This window comes from Telluria sp. LT1R51-2, assembly GCF_059685775.1.
The window spans coordinates 554,208-571,672 of sequence record NZ_JCASIM010000001.1; the positions used below are offsets into that span (position 1 = coordinate 554,208).

Consider the following 17,465-nt stretch of genomic DNA (forward strand, 5'->3'; position numbering starts at 1 on the left):
TCAGATCGGGAGCTTGAGCAGTTCATCGACTGCGCCCATGACCTTGTTGCGTACTTGCATCAGCATCGAGAACGAGAGGCTGGCTTCCTGGCTGGCCAGCATGGCGCCGACCAGGTCGTCGCTCTTGCCGGTTTCCACCGCCGTGACGCGGGCGCTTGCAGCCTGGTCCTGGGCGTCAACGCCGGCGATGGCGCTTTGCATGGCCTGGGTGAAGGAAAACGCGTCGGCGCCACCCGTTGGCGCACCGAGCCCGGCAAATGAGGCCGAGGCGGGGTTGATCGCCAGGCGGCTTGCGTCATTGCTCAGTTGTGCAAGATCAGCCCGTATCAAGCCTGCAAGTTCATTTGCCATCGTGGTTCCTTGAAGAAGTATTGTTGTTCATCGGCGACAAAATTTCACAACTTTTTGGTAATTTCTTCGCTGAAATTTGTTAAATCGGAGACTGGCGCGGTGCAGGCTTGTATGAACGGTACCCTGTCGCGCTGAGGCAGATTACCCTGACTGTCACTCTGCAGAGGGCAGATGGTGCAATGCAGTGACTCAATATTACCGTAGGGCAAATGATAAATCAAAGCGATATGTCAAAGTTGCGACGTTTGAACTCGCTGTATAATTATTGCTGCACGGAATCAAAACAATGTGACATTAACTTTCAACAAAGACAGATGGCAATTAATCAACTTGACCGACGGCGCGACCACCAGGTGCTCGATCCCTGCTTGCTGGGGCGTCCGGTGCATCTGCTGCCGGCGTTTGCTGCCGGGCTGGCCGAGGCGATTGGTAGCGAAATGGCATCGCCCGGCGGACGTCGGCACTGGGGCGCATACCGCCTGGAACAGTTGTCGTTCGAACGGGCACCCGAACAGCCTGGATTGCGCTGGCTGGGAGTAAGCGGCCACTACGGCGTGGCGGCCGTTGCCTTCGAGCGCAATCTGCTGTTGGGACTGCTGGAAGGGCGTTATGCACGCCGTCAGCCGGCACCATCTGCTGCAACGCAGCAAAATCCGGTCATGGAACGCGTCACGGCCACCGAAGAACGGCTCGCTGTCACGCTGGCCCAGCAACTGGCCACGCTGCTCGATGCGCGCGTGGCCGATGGCCTGGCCCGGGTGGACGGTGCGCCCGTGCCTTTGCCGGCGGCCGCTGGCGCTGCAGTGGTGCCGGCCAGCGCGCCTGGCAAGACCGGCTGGGTACTGCGCGCCGTGTTGCGCGCCCAGTACGGCCGGCGCGATACCGATGAGCCCACCCAGGCCGCGCCCGAAGGTCAGATCTGGATCGGGCTCGACCACGCCCTGATGGCCTGCGTACTGCAGGGCATCAAGGCCGACCGCGGCGCCGTGCGAGCGGCGGGCGGTGCGCGCATGCCGCGCGAACCGCTGGCCTCGCGCCTCGAAGTCAAGCTCGAGGGCTGCCTGGTGAGCAAGGAAGTCACGCTCGCCACGCTGTTTGGCCTGCAGATCGGCGACGTGATCCCGGTATCGGTCGGTCGCGCCGATGTATTGCTGGACAACTCCCGCCTGTTCACCGCCGCGGTGGCCGAGCACAAGGGCAAGCTGTGTTTAACCTCATTTGAAGATGCCGAATAATGGACATGAATCTCAACGACCAACTGAGTGGCGACGTCATCATTGACGATCTGGACAGCGAGGATGCGCTGCAAGTCGCCGCCTCCGGACGCAGCGGCGCGCGCCAGCTGCCGCAGATGATGCGGCGTATCCCCGTCACGCTGACCCTCGAAGTCGGTTCGGTGCGCATCTCGCTGCAGGAACTGATGGACATCGGCCCGTCGTCGGTGCTGCCGCTCGATTCGCTGGCCGGCGAGCCGCTGGTCATCAAGGTCAATGGCACGCCGATCGGCCGCGCCGAAGTGGTCGTCGCGGGCGAGCAGTACGGTCTGAAGGTGATCGACCTCGAAGGCCTGAACCTGGACATTCTCGCGCCATGATGTGTGTTACCGGGGGCGTCAGGGCCCGCGCCCCTGCGCTTCTGTCGGCGCTGCTGGTGGGCCTGCTGATTGCGGTCCCGGCCGCCGCCCAGAACCAGGACCTGCTGGCCGGCGTGCTGCCCGGCGCCACGTCCTCCAGCGCCGGGATGAGCGTCAAGTCGCAGATCCTGGTGCTGATGACGCTGCTCGGGCTGCTGCCCGTGATGGTCATGATGATGACCTGCTTCACGCGCTTCGTGATCGTGCTGTCGCTGCTGCGCCAGGCGCTCGGCCTGCAGCAGGGCCTGCCCACCCGGATCATCACCGGCATCGCACTGATCCTGACCATCCTTGTCATGCGCCCCGTGGGCGAGCAGGTCTGGACCCAGGCGTTCCTGCCGTACGACCAGGACAAGATCGGCCTCGAGACCGCGCTGCGTATCGCCGAACAGCCCGTCTCGCGCTTCATGCTGGCCCAGACCAGCAAGGCCTCGCTGGCGCAGGTCGCGCGCCTGGCCGGCGAGTCGACGGCCCAGCCGCCGCAGCAGCACAGCTTCCCGGTCAAGCTGGCCGCGTTCGTGCTGTCCGAACTGAAGACCGCGTTCCAGATCGGGGCGATGCTGTTCATCCCGTTCCTCATCATCGACCTGGTGGTCTCGTCGGTGCTGATGGCGATGGGCATGATGATGCTCTCGCCCCTTGTCATTTCCCTGCCGTTCAAGCTGCTGCTGTTCGTGCTGGTCGATGGCTGGACGCTCACGGTGAGCACACTGGTCGGCAGCATCCATGCGTACTAGTGCCGCCGCAGGAGACCGGCAATGAGTCCCGATATCGCCGTCGACCTCGTGGTCGAGGCCCTGCAGATTGTCATGCTGATGGTGATGGTGCTGGTGATCCCAGGCCTGCTGGTTGGCCTGCTGGTCGCGCTGGTGCAGGCGGCCACCCAGATCAATGAACAGACGTTGAGTTTCCTGCCGCGCCTGCTGGTGACGCTGCTGGCCGTGATCCTGGCCGGCCACTGGATGACATCGACGCTGATGGATTATTGCGTCTCGGTGTTCCAGCGCGCCGCCACGCTCGTCGGCTAGGGCAGGGCGCGCGCCGATGGAACTGTACGGCTTCCTGATGCCCCTGATCGGCGCCCTGTGGTGGCCGTTCTGCCGCATCATGGCAATGATGATTACCGCGCCCGTGCTGGGCGATGGCACGATCCCCATCCCGGTGCGCGCGCTGCTGGCCGTGGTGCTGTCGTTTTTGATGCTGCCGCTCACGAGCAAGGGCGCGATGCCGGATGCGTTTTCGCTGGCCGGCGTGCTGGCGATGTTCGAGCAGGCCGTGATCGGCGCCGTCATCGGCCTGGCGATGCAGTTCGCGATGGCGGCCATCAGCATGCTGGGTTTCCTGGCCTCGAGCCAGATCGGCTTTTCGATGGCGACGATGAACGACCCGGTCAACGGCCAGGCGTCGGACGTGATTTCCAGTCTGATGGCGCTGGTGGCGATGCTGGTGTTCTTCGCCATCGACGCGCATCTGGTGCTGGTGGCGGTGCTGGGCCAGAGTTTTCTGGCCTGGCCGGTCGGTGGCGGCCTGCAGCCGATGCTGCTCGAGGCCGTGGCGCTGAACCTGAGCTGGGTCTTTGCCGCCGCGATCCTGCTGGCGCTGCCGCTCGTGTTTTCCACCGTGGTGGTGCAGATCGGCTTCGGGTTTCTCAATCGCGTCGCGCCGAGCCTGAACCTGTTTTCACTGGGTTTTTCGCTGGTGACGATTTTTGGCCTGCTGATGCTGATCCAGCTGGTGCGCTTCATTCCCGAGCACTACATCTCGATGACCAATCAGGTGCTGGAAATGCTGACCGAACAAATGAGGCTGGCCCATGGCCGATAGCAGCAGCGGCGACAAGACCGAAAAGCCGTCAGCCCAGAAGCTGAAGAAGGCACGCGACGACGGCCAGGTAGCGCGTTCGCGCGACCTGGCCACGGCCGTCGGCATCCTCATCAGCCTGAAGGTCTTCATGCTGATGCTGCCGGGCTACCTGGACGACATGCGCCACCTGTTTCGCCTCGTGTTCGTGCCGCTGGGCGAGGCGGGCGACCTGGAAAACGCGCTGTCGACCGTGTTTTCGTCAGCCCTGCTGCTGCTCGTGCACATGGTGCTGCCATTGCTGGCCGTGCCGCTGGCGATCGTCATCGCCGGCGCAATCCCGGGCGGGATTGTCATCAGCGGCAAGAATCTGGCGCCGAAGTTCAGCCGCCTCAATCCGCTGACCAACCTGGGCAACCTGTTCAAGCAGAAGCACTGGGTGGGCTTTCTGACGTCAGCGGCCAAGGCCATCGTGCTCGGCATCGTGCTGTGGCATGTCTCGAGCGGCAGCATCAAGGGCTATATCGAATTGCAGAGGATGCCCCTGGACGATGCCATCGCGGTCGGCGGCGGTCTCGTGTTCGATGCGCTGATGGCGCTGGTGACGGTGTTCGTCATCTTCGCGCTGATCGATGTGCCGGTGCAGAGTTTTCTCTTCATGCGCAACCAGCGCATGAGCAAGCAGGACATCAAGGAAGAGCACAAGAGCAGCGAAGGCCGGCCCGAAATCAAGCAGCGCATCCGCCAGCTGCAGAATCAGCTGGCCCAGCGCAGCGTGCGCAAGTCGGTGCCGATGGCCGACGTGGTGATCGTCAATCCCGAGCATTACGCGGTCGCGCTCAAGTACGACGTTGACCGGGCCGAGGCGCCGTTCGTGGTGGCCAAGGGCGTCGACGAGATGGCGTTGTTCATCCGCCGTATCGCCACCGAAAACAAGATTGAAACACTGGAACTGCCACCGCTGGCGCGCGCGATCTATCACACGAGCCAGGTGCAGCAGCAGATTCCCGCGCCGTTGTACCAGGCCGTGTCGCAAGTACTGAATTATGTTTTACAACTGAATGCGTTCCGTGCAGGCAGGCGCCAGGCGCCGCCCCGGTTCCCCAACGAGGTGGTCGTACCACCGCACCTGAGTGAGGCTCCAGCATGACCGTAACGAATACCTTCAACGCCTTCGTGGGAGAGCTGCGCCGCCACAAGTTCGCCGCGCCCGTGTTCCTGATTGCGCTGCTGGGCATGATCATCCTGCCGCTGCCGCCGATCCTGCTCGACGTGCTGTTCACGTTCAACATCGTGCTGGCGCTGATCGTGATCCTGGTGGCCGTGACGGCACGGCGCCCGCTCGACTTCTCGGTGTTCCCGACCGTGATCCTGGGCACCACCCTGATGCGCCTGGCACTGAACGTGGCCTCGACCCGCGTGGTCCTGCTGCATGGCCACGAAGGCACGCACGCGGCCGGCCAGGTCATCGAATCGTTCGGTAACGTCGTCATCGGCGGCAATTTCGTCGTCGGCCTGGTGGTGTTCGTGATCCTGATGATCATCAACTTCATCGTCGTGACCAAGGGCGCCGAACGGATCTCGGAAGTCTCGGCGCGCTTCACACTCGATGCGCTGCCGGGCAAGCAGATGGCGATCGACGCCGACCTCAATGCCGGCCTGGTCAACCAGGAACAGGCGACCACGCGGCGCAAGGACGTCGCGGCCGAAGCCGACTTTTATGGCGCGATGGACGGCGCCTCGAAATTCGTGCGCGGCGACGCCATCGCCTCGATCCTGATCCTGATCATCAACCTGATCGGCGGTATCGCCATCGGTTCGCTGATGCACGACCTGCCGCTGGCCGACGCGTTCCGCGTCTACGCGCTGCTCACGATCGGCGATGGCCTGGTGGGTCAGATTCCGGCGCTGCTGCTGTCGGCCGCCGCCGCCATTCTGGTCACGCGCATTGGCGAATCGGGCGACCTCGAAGATCAGGTCAGCCAGCAATTGCTGGCCCGGCCGGGCGTGCTGTACTCGGCCGCCGGCGTGATGATGATCCTGGCGATCGTGCCGGGCATGCCGTGGTGGTTCTTCACGGTCGCTGCCGGCGTGCTGGCCTGGGTCGGCTGGACGATGGCGGGGCGCATCGCTGCGCCGGACGTGGCGGGCGTGGCCAAGATCGAGGCGGCCTTGCGCGACGACCGCGTGCCCGAACTCGATTGGCAGGCGCTGCCGGTGGTGCAGGCGGTCACGGTGGCGGTGGGCTACAAGCTGGTGGGCATGATCGACCGCGCCCAGGCTGAGCCGCTGGCCAAGCGCATCAAGGGTGTGCGCCAGAGCCTGTCGGAGCAGATGGGCATGCTGCTGCCGGCGATCTCGGTGCGCGACGACCTGGCGCTGCGCCCGACACAATATGCGATCAGCCTGTCGGGCACTGTCGTGGCCGAGGCCGAGGTCATGCCCGACCACCTGCTGGCGATTCCGTCGCCGAACGTGTACGGTGAACTCGACGGCATTCCCGGCATCGAGCCGGCGTACGGGATGGCGATCACGTGGATCCTGCCCGAGCAGAAAGCGCATGCGCTGGGTCTGGGCTACCAGGTGGTCGAAGTGCCGAGCGCGATCGCGACGCACGTGTCGAAGGTGGTGCGCGAATACCTGCACGAATTGTTCCGCCACGAAGACGTACCGGCGATCCTGGAACGTCTGACGGCGCTGTCGCCCAAGCTGGCCGCCGCGCTCGACAAGGCGCTCACGCACACCCAGCTGCTGCGCGTGTTCCGCGTGCTGCTGACCGAAGGCGTGTCACTGAAGGACATCGTGGTGATCGCCACCACGCTGCTCGACAGCTCGGAGACGACCAAGGATCCGATCCTGCTGGCGGCCGAAGTGCGCTGCGCGCTGCGGCGCCAGATCGTCTCGACGCTATTCGGTAAAAAGAAAGACATGCCGGCCTTTAACCTGTCGGCCGAACTGGAAAACATGCTGCTCGGGTCCCTGAATCAGGCGCGCCAGAATGGCGGCGGCAAGGTCGCGCTGGACAATTACCCGATCGACCCGCAATTGCTGGCGCAACTGCAGATCAATATGCCGGTGGCGCGCGAACAGATGAAGGGCCAGCATACGCCCCCGCTCTTGCTGGTGCTGCCGCAGGTGCGGCCATTGCTGGCCCGTTATGCGCGGCTGTTTGCACCGGGCCTGCACGTGCTGTCGTACAACGAGATCCCCGAAAACCGCGACGTGTCGATCGTCGGCACGGTGGGCTGATCAACCCTTCGCCACGAGGCGCCGCGTGATCACCGGGCCGTCCGGCCCCAGGTGAAACGCCAGCTTGCGCTCGCGCAGCGCGGCGTCGCCCGCGGTGGCGCGGTCGAAGCGGCGCAGGTGCTCGGTCCAGGACGGATCGATGATCTGCTCGGTGAATAATCCCGGATCGCTGACGTCGCGCAGCAAAGTCCAGCTCAGCGCGCCCTGGCGCAGGCGCGCGCGCCGGCTCAGTTCCATCAGTGCCATGAAGGCGTCGGTACGGGCCGGATCGATCCGGTATTCCACCGTCAGCACCAGGCGCCCGCCATCCTGCAGCGGCGAGAGCGACGGCGCCAGCGCCTTGAGCGCCGTCGACGGCGTCATGTCTTCGAGCAGCTCGCGGTCCTGGATGGCGCGCAGCACGAGCGCCATCACGACGACGCTGCTGCCGGCCGCATACAACAGGCTGTGCTGCACGCTGTCGAGCGTCGCCACCTGGCCCCAGACCGCGGCGCCCGTTGCACTCGCGCCCATCAGCGCCATCTGGTAGATCGACATCCCGCGTGCCCGCACCCAGTCGGGCAGGGCCATCTGCATCGACACGCTCAGCGAATTGGCCGACACGATGAACGCCATCCCCGACAGCCACATCGCGCCGGATGTCAGCACCACGTTGGTGCTGATGGCCGCCACCGCGATCATCGCCGCCGACAGCACGGTGCTGCCCATGACAAGCCTGTCGCGGCTGAACGCCTGGCGCATGCGCGGCAGGAAGAACACGGCGCTGATCGCGCCGCCGCCCATGCAGGCCAGCAGCAGCGTGAACACGCCAGCGCCGCCGCCGCCCTGCGCGCGCGCGACCAGCGGCAGCAGCGCCATCAGGGCCGTGGAGTGGAAGAACGACGCCGCCACCCGTGCCAGCACCGCTTTCACGCGGTTCGAATGGCGCGCAAACTGCAGGCCGACGCGCATCGCGCCGCCGATCCGCTCGCGCCCCAGCGGACTGGGCACGTGCGTGCGGCGCCAGCGCATGATCACGAAGCCCGAAATCACGGACAGCACCGCATTGAGCACGAACACATAGGCGCTGCCCAGGCTGGCGATGATGGCGCCGGCCGCCAGCGGTCCGGCGATGCGTGACGCGTTCATCGCCACGCCATTCAAAGCCAGCGCGGCCGGCAGCTGCGCGCGCGGCACCAGTTCGGGCACGATCGCCGAGAACACGGGCCAGCGCATGGCCAGGCCGATGCCGTTGGCAAACGTCAGCGCCAGCAGCACCGGCGGCGTGATGGCGTCGGCCAGGATCACCGCGCACAGGATCGTGGCCACGACGGCGACCCAGAACTGCGTGATGATGAAATAGCGCCGCCGGTCGAGGATGTCGGCCAGCGCGCCGCTGGGCAGGCCGAGCAAAAACACGGGCAGCATCGACGCGGTCTGCACCAGCGCGACCCAGATCGGCGCGCTCGTCAGCGACGTCATCATCCAGGCGGCCGCCACGTCGTTCATCCACATGCAGGTGTTGGCGATCAGCCAGGTCAGCCACAGCATGCGGAACACAGGGGCGCGCATCGGGCCGAATGCCGATGGCGGCGGCGCAGCGTCATTGGCCGAGGACGCCGGGCGGGGAGGCAGGGGTAACTTCATGCAGATGGGCTCATCGGAAACAGCAGCGATGGCCGCGAGCGTATGCAACGTGTCATTGGAAAGGCAGATGCGTGAAGACAACTGCCATTGTAGTCGGCGCAGTGCCGGGGACGGCGCGCAGGTCAGTCTGGTCTGTCAGCCGCGTGCGCGCTGCGCAGGCAGCAGCAGCGCCAGTTCAGCCACGGCGCGGAACACGACCGGCGTCAGCGCTTGCGCTGCCTCTTCGGCGTTGGCGATCATTGCGTGGCTGCGCCCGGGGGGCAGGGCATCGCGAAAGCCCCAGCGCAGCACCGTCAGGCCGGCGCGCGTCAGCACCGTCTCGAGTTCGGGCTGCAGCCAGCGCAGGCGCGTGAGCGCGCCTGCATCGGGCGCGCAGACCTCGATCACCAGCCCTTGTGGCGTCGGTTCCACCTGGATCACGACAGCGCTGCCGTCGGCCAGTTCGAGTTCGAGGCGCAAGGCGGCGCGCGCACGGCGCCGGCGGCCTGGTGGCTTGTCGGCCTCGTCGGCCAGCACGGACAGGTGCTGCGGCGTCTCACCAGCGCCATGCACCGTGAAGCGCCAGGCATCCTGATGTGTAGCGAGCAGCTGGGGCTGGTGCACGACCTGGCCCTGCTGGCCCGCAGCGAGCATGGCCGGCGACAGATGTCCGCCCATGTCGGCCAGCGCGCGGCTGGTCAACTGGCTGCCATGATTGCGTACCTGGCTGCGCCAGGCGCGCGCCAGGCCGGCGCCATCCTGCTGCTGATAGGCGAGCTGGCGCGCCATGAGCACCTGATCCGGCCGCATGGCGGCGCCGTCCCCACCGGACTCGGGCGCCGGCTGGCCCGTAGCTGGTGGTTCCGGCGAACGTGGCGAGGAAAAAGGCAGCGGCAGCGCATCGGCGCCGCCGGCCAGTACGGCGGCCGGGGCCACCACGGCGCCGACCTGCAAGGGCGCGAGGACTGGCGGGGGCAGCGCGGCAACGGGGAACATGTGGGCCATCGGAATGCCTGTCAGGGATAAAAAAAAGGCCAACCGTGTGGCTGGCCTTCCAAGTCTAACCCGGGGTGAGGCCCGGGTATGCGGCCATTATTGCAGCAGCGACATGACCATCGACGACATGCTGTTCGACTGCTTGAGCATGGCGGTGCCGGCTTGCAGCAGCATCTGGCTCGACGTCATGTTGGCGCTTTCGGTTGCGAAGTCGACGTCCATGATCAGGCCGGTAGCTTGCTTGGTGTTGGTGCTGATGTTCGACAGGTTGTTGTTGACGTGTTCCAGACGGTTGGCGGCGGCGCCGATGTCCGAGCGCACGGTGCCAACACTGTCCAGTGCGGTCGACAGCAGAGCGATCGTTGCATTGGCTGCGCCGGTCAGCTCGGCGCCTGCTGCTGCAGGTGCCGCAGCATAGTTCGTCGTGGCGGCGCCGACGGCGGTTGCCACTGCGGTGAGGTTGGTACCCAGGTTGACCGTCATGGTTTCGGTCGACGACGCGCCGATCTGGAAGGTCATCGACGATGCAGTGGTACCGCCGATCAGCAGCTTGTTGCCGCCGAACGAAGTGTTGTTCATGACGTTGAACAGTTCCTTGCCCAGCGCATCGTATTCCGACTGCATGGCGGTCTTGTCGTTGGTGCTCGACGACGCATCGGCAGCCTGGGTTGCCAGATCCTTCATGCGAACCAGCATGTTCGAGACTTCATCCAGCGCGCCTTCGGCCGTTTGCAGCATCGCGGTCGAGTTCTGGGTGTTGCGCATGGCAACGCTCATGCCCGAAGTCTGGGCTTTCAGGCGCGAAGCGATCTGCAGGCCGGCAGCGTCGTCCATTGCCGAGTTGATGCGGTAGCCGGTCGACAGGCGGGTCATCGAGGTCGACAGATTGCTCTGGGTCTTCGAGATGGCGTTTTGTGCGGACAGGGCGGCGTTGTTGGTGTGCAGGCTCAGCATGATGGACTCCGAAAATGTAGGGGAAGAATTCTGTATGTCGAGTGCGTCACTCGCTCTCATGAGTACAAGGCGACACATTTCCGTAAGGCATTAAATTCTTTATCGAAATTTTTAAAAATAATTTTTCAGCGCGTGACAAGGCCCGGACTGACCAGCTCATCGTGGCGCACGTAGCAGCAATGCAGCGACCTTGACAATGCGAATGAGGATGATAATGATTCTCATCTCTGTTAGAATCCCGGTTTTTCGCACCTTACGATCGCCAAACCATGACCCAACACGCCAACGCCTCACCACGCCCACCCGTCGAATCGATCCTGTCGCGCCTGGTCAGGAGCGCTCTCGTCAGCGTCGTCGCCTCGGCGCCGGTGCTGGCGCTGCCGTTTGCCGCCAATGCGCAGGAGGCAGGGCCGGCCGCGGTGGAGAAGGTGATCATCACCGGTGCGAAAGTGCAGGCCGATCCGGCCTATGCCGGCGGCCAGATCGGCCGCAGCGGCGGACTGGGCATCCTGGGCGAGGCGGACATCATGAAGACGCCGTTCTCGACTACCAACTATACGTCGCAGATCCTCGAAGACCAGCAGGTGCGCACGCTGGCCGATGTCGTCGTCAACGAAGCGTCGGTGCGCGTGATGACGTCGACCGGCGGGTTCAGTGAAGACTTCCAGATCCGGGGCTTTAATGTCACCAGCGGCGACGTCGGCCTGAACGGCCTGTACGGTCTGTCCTCATCAAACCGCATGCCGGCCGCCATCATGGAGCGCGTTGAAGTGCTCAAGGGCCCGGGCACGCTGATGTATGGCATCAGCCCGAACGGCAGCGTCGGCGGCAACATCAATATCGTCACCAAGCGCGCCGGCGACCAGCCGCTGACGCGCGTGACCGCTACCTATGAAAGCCAGGCGCTGTTTGGCACCCATGTCGACGTCGGCCGCCGCTTTGGTGACAACGGCGCCTGGGGCGTGCGCGTCAACGGCGTGATCCGTGGCGGCGACACCAACATCGACGACGGCAAGCAGGACCTCGGCCTGGCTGCGATCGCGCTGGACTACCGCTCGCCAAAACTGCGCTGGACCCTGGACAGCTACGGCCAGCAAGAAAAAACCGACAACTTCCGCGCGCAAAACAGCTTCCGGCCCGATATCGCGTCGATCCCGGCGCCACCGTCGGGCCACCGCGCCGTGTACCGCGGCGCCGACCTCGAGTTCCGCGATGCGACGATTGCCTCGCGCCTCGAATACGATGTGTCGAAAGACTGGATGGTCTACGCGACGGCCGGCTATCACTACGGCGCCAGCGAGCAGGACTTCCCGACGGCGCGCGCACTGAACGCGGTCGATGCTGCCGGCAACTTCCGCCTGACCAACGCCTGGTACGACGCCTATGGACGCAGCAAGACCGGCGAAGTCGGCACCCGCCTGAGCCTGGACACGGCCGGCATCAAGCACTTCATCACCGCCTCGGTCTCGCGCCTGGACAGCGAAGCGGGCAGCTTCTACCTGTCAGCCCCGGCCAGCTCGTCGCAGCTGTCGAACATCTACAACCCGGTCGCGATCACGCCGATGACGGGCGAGCGCCTGGCGCCGACCAAAACCTCGGAAACCGAGCTGTCGAGCTTCTCGCTGACCGACACGCTGACGTTCCTGGACGGCCGCGTCATGTTTACCGGCGGCTTGCGCAAGCAGAAGGTATCGCTCGACAACCTGGCGCCAAGCGGCGCGGTGACAACGTCGTACAGCGAAAGCGCCGTGTCGCCACTGGCAGGCCTGGTCGTCATGCCGATGGAAAACGTGTCGCTGTACGCCAACTTCACGTCGGGCCTGAGCCGCGGCAGCACCGCTCCTGCCACCGCCGCGAATGCCGGTGAAGTGTTCGCGCCGTTCAAGTCCAAGCAATACGAGGTGGGCACCAAAGTCGACACCGGCCGCGTACTGCTCGGCGCGGCCGTGTTCCAGATCGACCGTCCGAACGCGATCACCGATCCGCTGACGACGGTCTACAGCCTGGACGGCACGCAGCGCAACCGCGGCCTCGAACTGTCGGCGGTCGGCGAAGCCGCACCGGGCCTGCGCCTGATGACGAGCGCCACGTTCTACAACGCCAAACAGCAGCGCACCGCCGGCGGCATCAACGAAGGCAAGAAAGCCACCGGAGTGCCGAAGAATGCGTTCAACGCCGGCGTAGACTGGGACTTGCCATGGATTAGCGGCCTGAGCCTCAATGCCCGGGCCATCCACACGGCGGAGCTGGCGCAGAACGTCACCAATACCGTCTATATCTCGTCGTGGACGCGCTTCGATCTCGGCGCCCGTTATCGTACTGAACTGATGGGCAAGCCAGTGGTGTTGCGTGCCAGTGTCGAGAACGCTGCCAACAAGCGCTACTGGCTGTCGAGCAGCACGCTGGCCACGGTCGGTACGGCGGCAGCGCCGCGCACGGTGCTGCTGTCGGCGCAGGTGGACTTCTAAGTAGTCCTACGGTGTTATCCGGAATCTGCCCGCATGGCGAATGCGGGCAGATTCCGTTCTTTTCGGGCAGCGCCGGTTTGAGGCACAAGATTCGGAACAAAATGTGGTTGAGGCGTTGTTTTGCGGTAACTGAATCGCGTGCATTCTGTTGCCCTAGGGTATAGTTCCTCCCATATTCTGCGAACATGTGATGAAACTTATAACCTTTGAAATCAGTGACCGTTCCCTTGCGATCACCACAGTGAAAAAAGCCGGAGAGCAATGGGAGTGCGTGCTATCGGCGTCAAGCCATACCACGGACGGCGCGATGTCCGCCATCGTCCAGCAACAGATCAAGTTTGACGGCGCCTACTGTGCCGATATGGTGCTGGAAAAGGCCGTCGATTTCAGTGGCGCGTTTCTGCAACTGATGATGTAGGGCGGGCCGCGCCGCTCTTCTGGTCTGCCTGCGTACCCGTCCCCCGGGTGCCCGGATGCGATAGAATGCACAGTTAATTGTCGCCTTATCGCTCCCGGCGAATTCACTTCTACCTTCTTCCTGATCAAGGCCATCCGCAGTGTTATGCAACGACGCCATCGTGCGTCGGGCAGGGCGGGCAGGCGCATACAAGCATGAATCGCAATGACATCAACTAAAAACGGCAGGCGGCGCCTGAGTGTTGCCCCCATGATGGACTGGACCGACCGCCACTGCCGCGTCTTCCACCGGCAGATCACCCGCCACACCTGGCTCTACACCGAGATGGTCAACACCGGCGCGCTGGTCTATGGCGACGCCGAGCGTCATCTGCGCTTTGACGACATCGAGCATCCCGTCGCCCTGCAACTGGGCGGCAGCGATCCGGGTGACCTGGCCAAGAGCGCGAGGCTCGGCGAGCAGTGGGGCTACGACGAGATCAACCTGAACTGCGGCTGCCCCTCCGAGCGTGTGCAGAAGGGCTCCTTTGGCGCCTGCCTGATGAACGAACCGCAACTGGTGGCCGATTGCGTCAAGGCGATGCGCGACGCCGTCTCGATCGACGTCACCGTCAAGCACCGTATCGGCATCGATCACAATGAAGAATACGGCTTCGTGCGCGACTTCATCGGCATGGTCGCCGACGCCGGCTGCAAGACGTTCATCGTGCACGCCCGCAACGCGATCCTGAAGGGTCTGTCGCCGAAGGAAAACCGCGAGATTCCGCCCCTGCGTTATGCCGTCGCGTATGAACTCAAGCGCGAGTTTCCCGACCTTGAGATCATCATTAACGGCGGCATCAAGAGCGACGACGAAATTGCGCTGCACCTGCAGCATGTCGATGGCGTCATGCTCGGGCGCGAGGCTTATCACAACCCGTGGACGATGGCCGACTGGGACGCCCGTTTCTATGATGCGCCCGGCGCGCCGCGCACGCGCATCGACGTACTCGAAGCGATGATCCCGTACATCGACGCGCAGCTGCACCAGTACGGGCCACTGGGCTTGAAACTGAACAGCATCACGCGCCACATGCTGGGCCTGATGCAGGGCTTGCCGGGAGCACGCGTGTTCCGCCAGACGCTGTCGGACTCGAAGCAACTGGCGCTGGGCGATGCACGCCTGCTGCTGGCCGCCGCTGCCAGGATGCCAGCCACCGCATAAGCACAACTTTGCTGCAAAAAAGCGTGCCTCGGCACGCTTTTTTTCGTCTGTCGACAAATCGAGACATTTCCTTGTCGAAACTATCACCGCCACTCAAATTTGCTTGCCGCTTGGCAACCCCAGTTCCATAATGCTCACTTGTTCTGTTTCTGAACCGATATCAATGGTGTTGTACCACTGAAACAATTCATTCGAGAAATAGATTTTCACGCTGATTAACGATCTGTTGATCTATCCTTCAGGAAATAGCTGAAAACTATAAGAAGTACAGATTTCACTTGCGCATCGTGCGGCGTATCGCGGGACGCGATCTCAACCGAACGAGTTTTGATCAATAAGTTACAGGGAAAACACGAATGAATTTGAACAACATGAAGGTCGGCACCCGTCTGGCCCTCGGTTTTGCACTGGTTCTGGTATTGCTGGTGGCAGTGGCAGTGGTCGGTATCCTGCGCATGGCGCAGATCCAGGATCGCCTGGACCACGTGGTCAGCGTCAGTAATGTATCGACCGGTCTCGTGGTCGAGATGCGCAACAACGTCAGCGATCGCCTTGCTTCGCTGCGCGTGCTGACCCTGATGACTGACCCGGCCGACATGGAGCCGGAAATCGTCAAGTTCAAGGAACAAACGGCCAAGTACGATGCGGCCCAGGCCAAGCTGACCGCGTTGTTCGCAACCTATGCCAACGGCCAGGAAAAGACCCTGCTGAACCAGATCAAGGAACACGAAGCGACCGCAATGCCCGCCATTGGCCGCGCTACCGACTTGTATCTGGCCGCCAACGCGATGGGCGCCACCCGCGTGATGATCCGCGAAGTGCGTCCCGTGCAGCGCAAGTGGACCGACGCCCTGAACGCGCTGTCGGCCCTTGAAGACAAGCAGAATGCGCAAAGCAAGGCCGATGCCGAAACGGCGTTTGCCAATGCCCGTAACTTCATGCTGGTCCTGCTGGTGCTGGCCGTCGTCATCGGTATCGTCGCTGCCGTGGTCATCACCCGCAGCCTGCTCAAGCAGCTCGGCGGCGAGCCGGCCTACACCGCCAAGATCGCCGGCAGCATTGCCCATGGCGACCTGTCGATCGTCATCGACACCAAGGCATCGGATCGCGGCAGCCTGCTGGTGGAAATGAAGGAAATGCGCAACAGCCTGGTTGGTATCGTCGAGCAAGTGCGTCGCGGTACGGAAACCATCGGTACTGCCTCGCGTGAAATCGCCGCCGGCAATATCGACCTGTCGTCGCGGACTGAACTGCAGGCAAGCTCGCTGGAAAAGACCGCCTCGGCGATGGAGCAACTGACCTCGACCGTGAAACAGAATGCCGACAATGCCCGTGAAGCCAATGCACTGGCTGCAACCGCGTCGGACGTGGCCCGCAAGGGTGGCGACGTGGTGTCGCAAGTCGTCGGCACGATGGGCGAGATCAATAGCTCGGCCAGTAAGATCGCCGACATCATCGGCGTCATCGACGGTATCGCTTTCCAGACCAACATCCTGGCGCTGAACGCGGCAGTCGAAGCAGCCCGTGCCGGTGAACAGGGCCGTGGCTTCGCGGTCGTCGCCTCCGAAGTGCGCAACCTGGCGCAGCGTTCGGCAGCCGCAGCAAAAGAAATCAAGACGCTGATCGGTGACTCGGTCGAGAAGGTCGAGCGCGGCAGCAAGCTGGTCGGCCAGGCCGGCGTGACGATGGACGAAGTGGTCTCGAGCGTCAAGCGCGTGACCGACATCATGAGCGAGATCGCCAACGCCAGCGCCGAGCAGAGCGCCGGCATCGCCCAGGTCAACACGTCGATCATCGAGATGGACAGCATGACGCAACAAAACGCTGCGCTGGTGGAACAAGCCGCCGCAGCCGCCCAGAGCCTGCAGGATCAGGCAGGCGAACTGGCCCGCGTTGTCAGCATCTTCAAGCTGGAAGAGGGCGAAGAGCATCACGTTCCAACCCAGGCCCAGGCCCAGGCCAAGGCCCCGGCAGCGGCGCCAGCCGTGACCACCACTGCGGTGGTGGCGCGTCCGGTCGTCAAGCGCCCGGCGCCACCGGCCCTGAAAAAGCCGGCTGCAGCATCGGCTGCACCGAAAAAAGCGGACGAGGCAGTTGCAGCGCCGAAGCCGAAGAAAGCCGCCGTCAGCGCCACCGCCAGCGCCGACGAGTGGGAAGAGTTCTGATTTTAAGTAGTCGACCAGCGCCGGCCCGCCGTGCGGCGCACACCAAGACCATTGCCGTTCAATTCAAAAACCTTAAGTGGGGAAACCATGAAAAACCTGTCCGCCAAACTGTTCGTTGCACTGACCCTGACCGCCGCTGCCGGCGCGAGCTTCGCCGCTGAGACTTCGGCCCAGTTCGATCCAAAGAAATGCAGCATCGAGTACCCGAAGGCGTCGCTGATGAATGAAGAGCAGGGCACGACCACTGCGTCGTTCCTGGTCACCGCGGACGGTACCGTGACGGAATCGAAGATCGACAAGTCGAGCGGCTTCAAGAACCTGGACCGCGCGCTGGTCAAGGGCCTGACCTCGTGCAAGTTCAAGCCGGGCACCAAGGACGGCGCACCAGCACAGACCTGGACCAAGATCGACTACGCCTTCAAGCTGGACTGATCCACGCTCCCTGTACGCTCTCTTTCACGCAGCCGGCACCATCTGCCGGCTGCGTCGTTTTATCCCCCCCGCAACACCGGCCCCGCGTCATTTCCCCTCTGCACCAAACAATCTTGGTTGTTACAAGATTGTTGCCATATGTTACTGCTGTAATCACTTGGTTCAATCCCGCTTTTTAATGGATGCGCCCG

At 63.6% G+C, this 17,465-nt stretch carries 16 protein-coding genes; 12 read left to right on the forward strand and 4 right to left on the reverse strand.

Annotated features, from left to right (window positions below; genetic code table 11):
* Positions 1 to 351, reverse strand: coding sequence for a flagellar hook-basal body complex protein FliE (gene fliE / locus AC56LH_RS02470; RefSeq protein ID WP_499643744.1), 351 nt, complete (start codon positions 349 to 351; stop codon positions 1 to 3).
* A 314-nt stretch (positions 352 to 665) separates the two neighbouring features.
* Between fliE and AC56LH_RS02475 the strand changes: the two genes are divergently transcribed.
* The 7 genes from AC56LH_RS02475 to AC56LH_RS02505 are packed head-to-tail and all read left to right on the forward strand — an operon-like array spanning position 666 to position 7,033.
* Positions 666 to 1,586: a FliM/FliN family flagellar motor switch protein gene (locus AC56LH_RS02475; protein WP_499643746.1), complete on the forward strand. Its 921-nt coding sequence runs from the start codon at positions 666 to 668 to the stop codon at positions 1,584 to 1,586.
* Positions 1,587 to 1,591: 5 nt separating this feature from the next.
* Complete coding sequence (locus AC56LH_RS02480) at positions 1,592 to 1,945, forward strand: FliM/FliN family flagellar motor switch protein (RefSeq protein WP_499643748.1); 354 nt, start codon at positions 1,592 to 1,594, stop codon at positions 1,943 to 1,945.
* Positions 1,945 to 2,721: a flagellar type III secretion system pore protein FliP gene (gene fliP / locus AC56LH_RS02485; protein WP_499648355.1), complete on the forward strand. Its 777-nt coding sequence runs from the start codon at positions 1,945 to 1,947 to the stop codon at positions 2,719 to 2,721. Before AC56LH_RS02480 ends, fliP begins: the two co-directional genes overlap by 1 nt.
* A 21-nt stretch (positions 2,722 to 2,742) precedes the next feature.
* Complete coding sequence (gene fliQ / locus AC56LH_RS02490; RefSeq protein ID WP_332530288.1) at positions 2,743 to 3,012, forward strand: flagellar biosynthesis protein FliQ; 270 nt, start codon at positions 2,743 to 2,745, stop codon at positions 3,010 to 3,012.
* Between the two features lie 16 nt (positions 3,013 to 3,028).
* Complete coding sequence (gene fliR, locus AC56LH_RS02495; RefSeq protein WP_499643750.1) at positions 3,029 to 3,808, forward strand: flagellar biosynthetic protein FliR; 780 nt, start codon at positions 3,029 to 3,031, stop codon at positions 3,806 to 3,808.
* Positions 3,798 to 4,934 (forward strand): flagellar type III secretion system protein FlhB, encoded by a 1,137-nt coding sequence (gene flhB / locus AC56LH_RS02500; protein WP_499643752.1) that lies wholly within the window; start codon positions 3,798 to 3,800, stop codon positions 4,932 to 4,934. Before fliR ends, flhB begins: the two co-directional genes overlap by 11 nt.
* Positions 4,931 to 7,033 (forward strand): flagellar biosynthesis protein FlhA, encoded by a 2,103-nt coding sequence (locus AC56LH_RS02505; RefSeq protein WP_499643754.1) that lies wholly within the window; start codon positions 4,931 to 4,933, stop codon positions 7,031 to 7,033. Before flhB ends, AC56LH_RS02505 begins: the two co-directional genes overlap by 4 nt.
* Here the strand turns inward: AC56LH_RS02505 and AC56LH_RS02510 are convergent, their stop codons facing one another.
* The 3 genes from AC56LH_RS02510 to AC56LH_RS02520 all read right to left on the reverse strand — a co-directional run bounded on the left by AC56LH_RS02510 (position 7,034) and on the right by AC56LH_RS02520 (position 10,588).
* A complete protein-coding gene (locus AC56LH_RS02510; protein ID WP_499643755.1) occupies positions 7,034 to 8,659 on the reverse strand; it encodes an MFS transporter in 1,626 nt (541 codons plus the stop codon).
* 135 nt (positions 8,660 to 8,794) lie between these two features.
* Positions 8,795 to 9,643 carry a hypothetical protein gene (locus AC56LH_RS02515; protein ID WP_499643757.1) on the reverse strand — a complete coding sequence of 283 codons (849 nt, stop codon included), beginning with the start codon at positions 9,641 to 9,643 and terminating at the stop codon, positions 8,795 to 8,797.
* Positions 9,644 to 9,730: 87 nt separating this feature from the next.
* Positions 9,731 to 10,588 (reverse strand): flagellin N-terminal helical domain-containing protein, encoded by an 858-nt coding sequence (locus AC56LH_RS02520; protein ID WP_499643759.1) that lies wholly within the window; start codon positions 10,586 to 10,588, stop codon positions 9,731 to 9,733.
* 269 nt (positions 10,589 to 10,857) lie between these two features.
* Here AC56LH_RS02520 and AC56LH_RS02525 point away from each other — a divergent pair, with 269 nt between their 5' ends.
* The 5 genes from AC56LH_RS02525 to AC56LH_RS02545 all read left to right on the forward strand — a co-directional run bounded on the left by AC56LH_RS02525 (position 10,858) and on the right by AC56LH_RS02545 (position 17,274).
* A complete protein-coding gene (locus AC56LH_RS02525) occupies positions 10,858 to 13,056 on the forward strand; it encodes a TonB-dependent receptor (protein WP_499643761.1) in 2,199 nt (732 codons plus the stop codon).
* 190 nt (positions 13,057 to 13,246) lie between these two features.
* Complete coding sequence (locus tag AC56LH_RS02530) at positions 13,247 to 13,474, forward strand: hypothetical protein (RefSeq protein WP_499643763.1); 228 nt, start codon at positions 13,247 to 13,249, stop codon at positions 13,472 to 13,474.
* Between the two features lie 204 nt (positions 13,475 to 13,678).
* Positions 13,679 to 14,677 (forward strand): tRNA dihydrouridine(20/20a) synthase DusA, encoded by a 999-nt coding sequence (gene dusA / locus AC56LH_RS02535; protein WP_499643765.1) that lies wholly within the window; start codon positions 13,679 to 13,681, stop codon positions 14,675 to 14,677.
* 356 nt (positions 14,678 to 15,033) lie between these two features.
* Positions 15,034 to 16,842, forward strand: a complete 1,809-nt coding sequence (locus AC56LH_RS02540) for a methyl-accepting chemotaxis protein (RefSeq protein WP_499643767.1) — start codon at positions 15,034 to 15,036, stop codon at positions 16,840 to 16,842.
* A gap of 87 nt (positions 16,843 to 16,929) precedes the next feature.
* Positions 16,930 to 17,274, forward strand: coding sequence for an energy transducer TonB (locus AC56LH_RS02545; RefSeq protein WP_183549598.1), 345 nt, complete (start codon positions 16,930 to 16,932; stop codon positions 17,272 to 17,274).
* Positions 17,275 to 17,465: the final 191 nt, after the last annotated feature.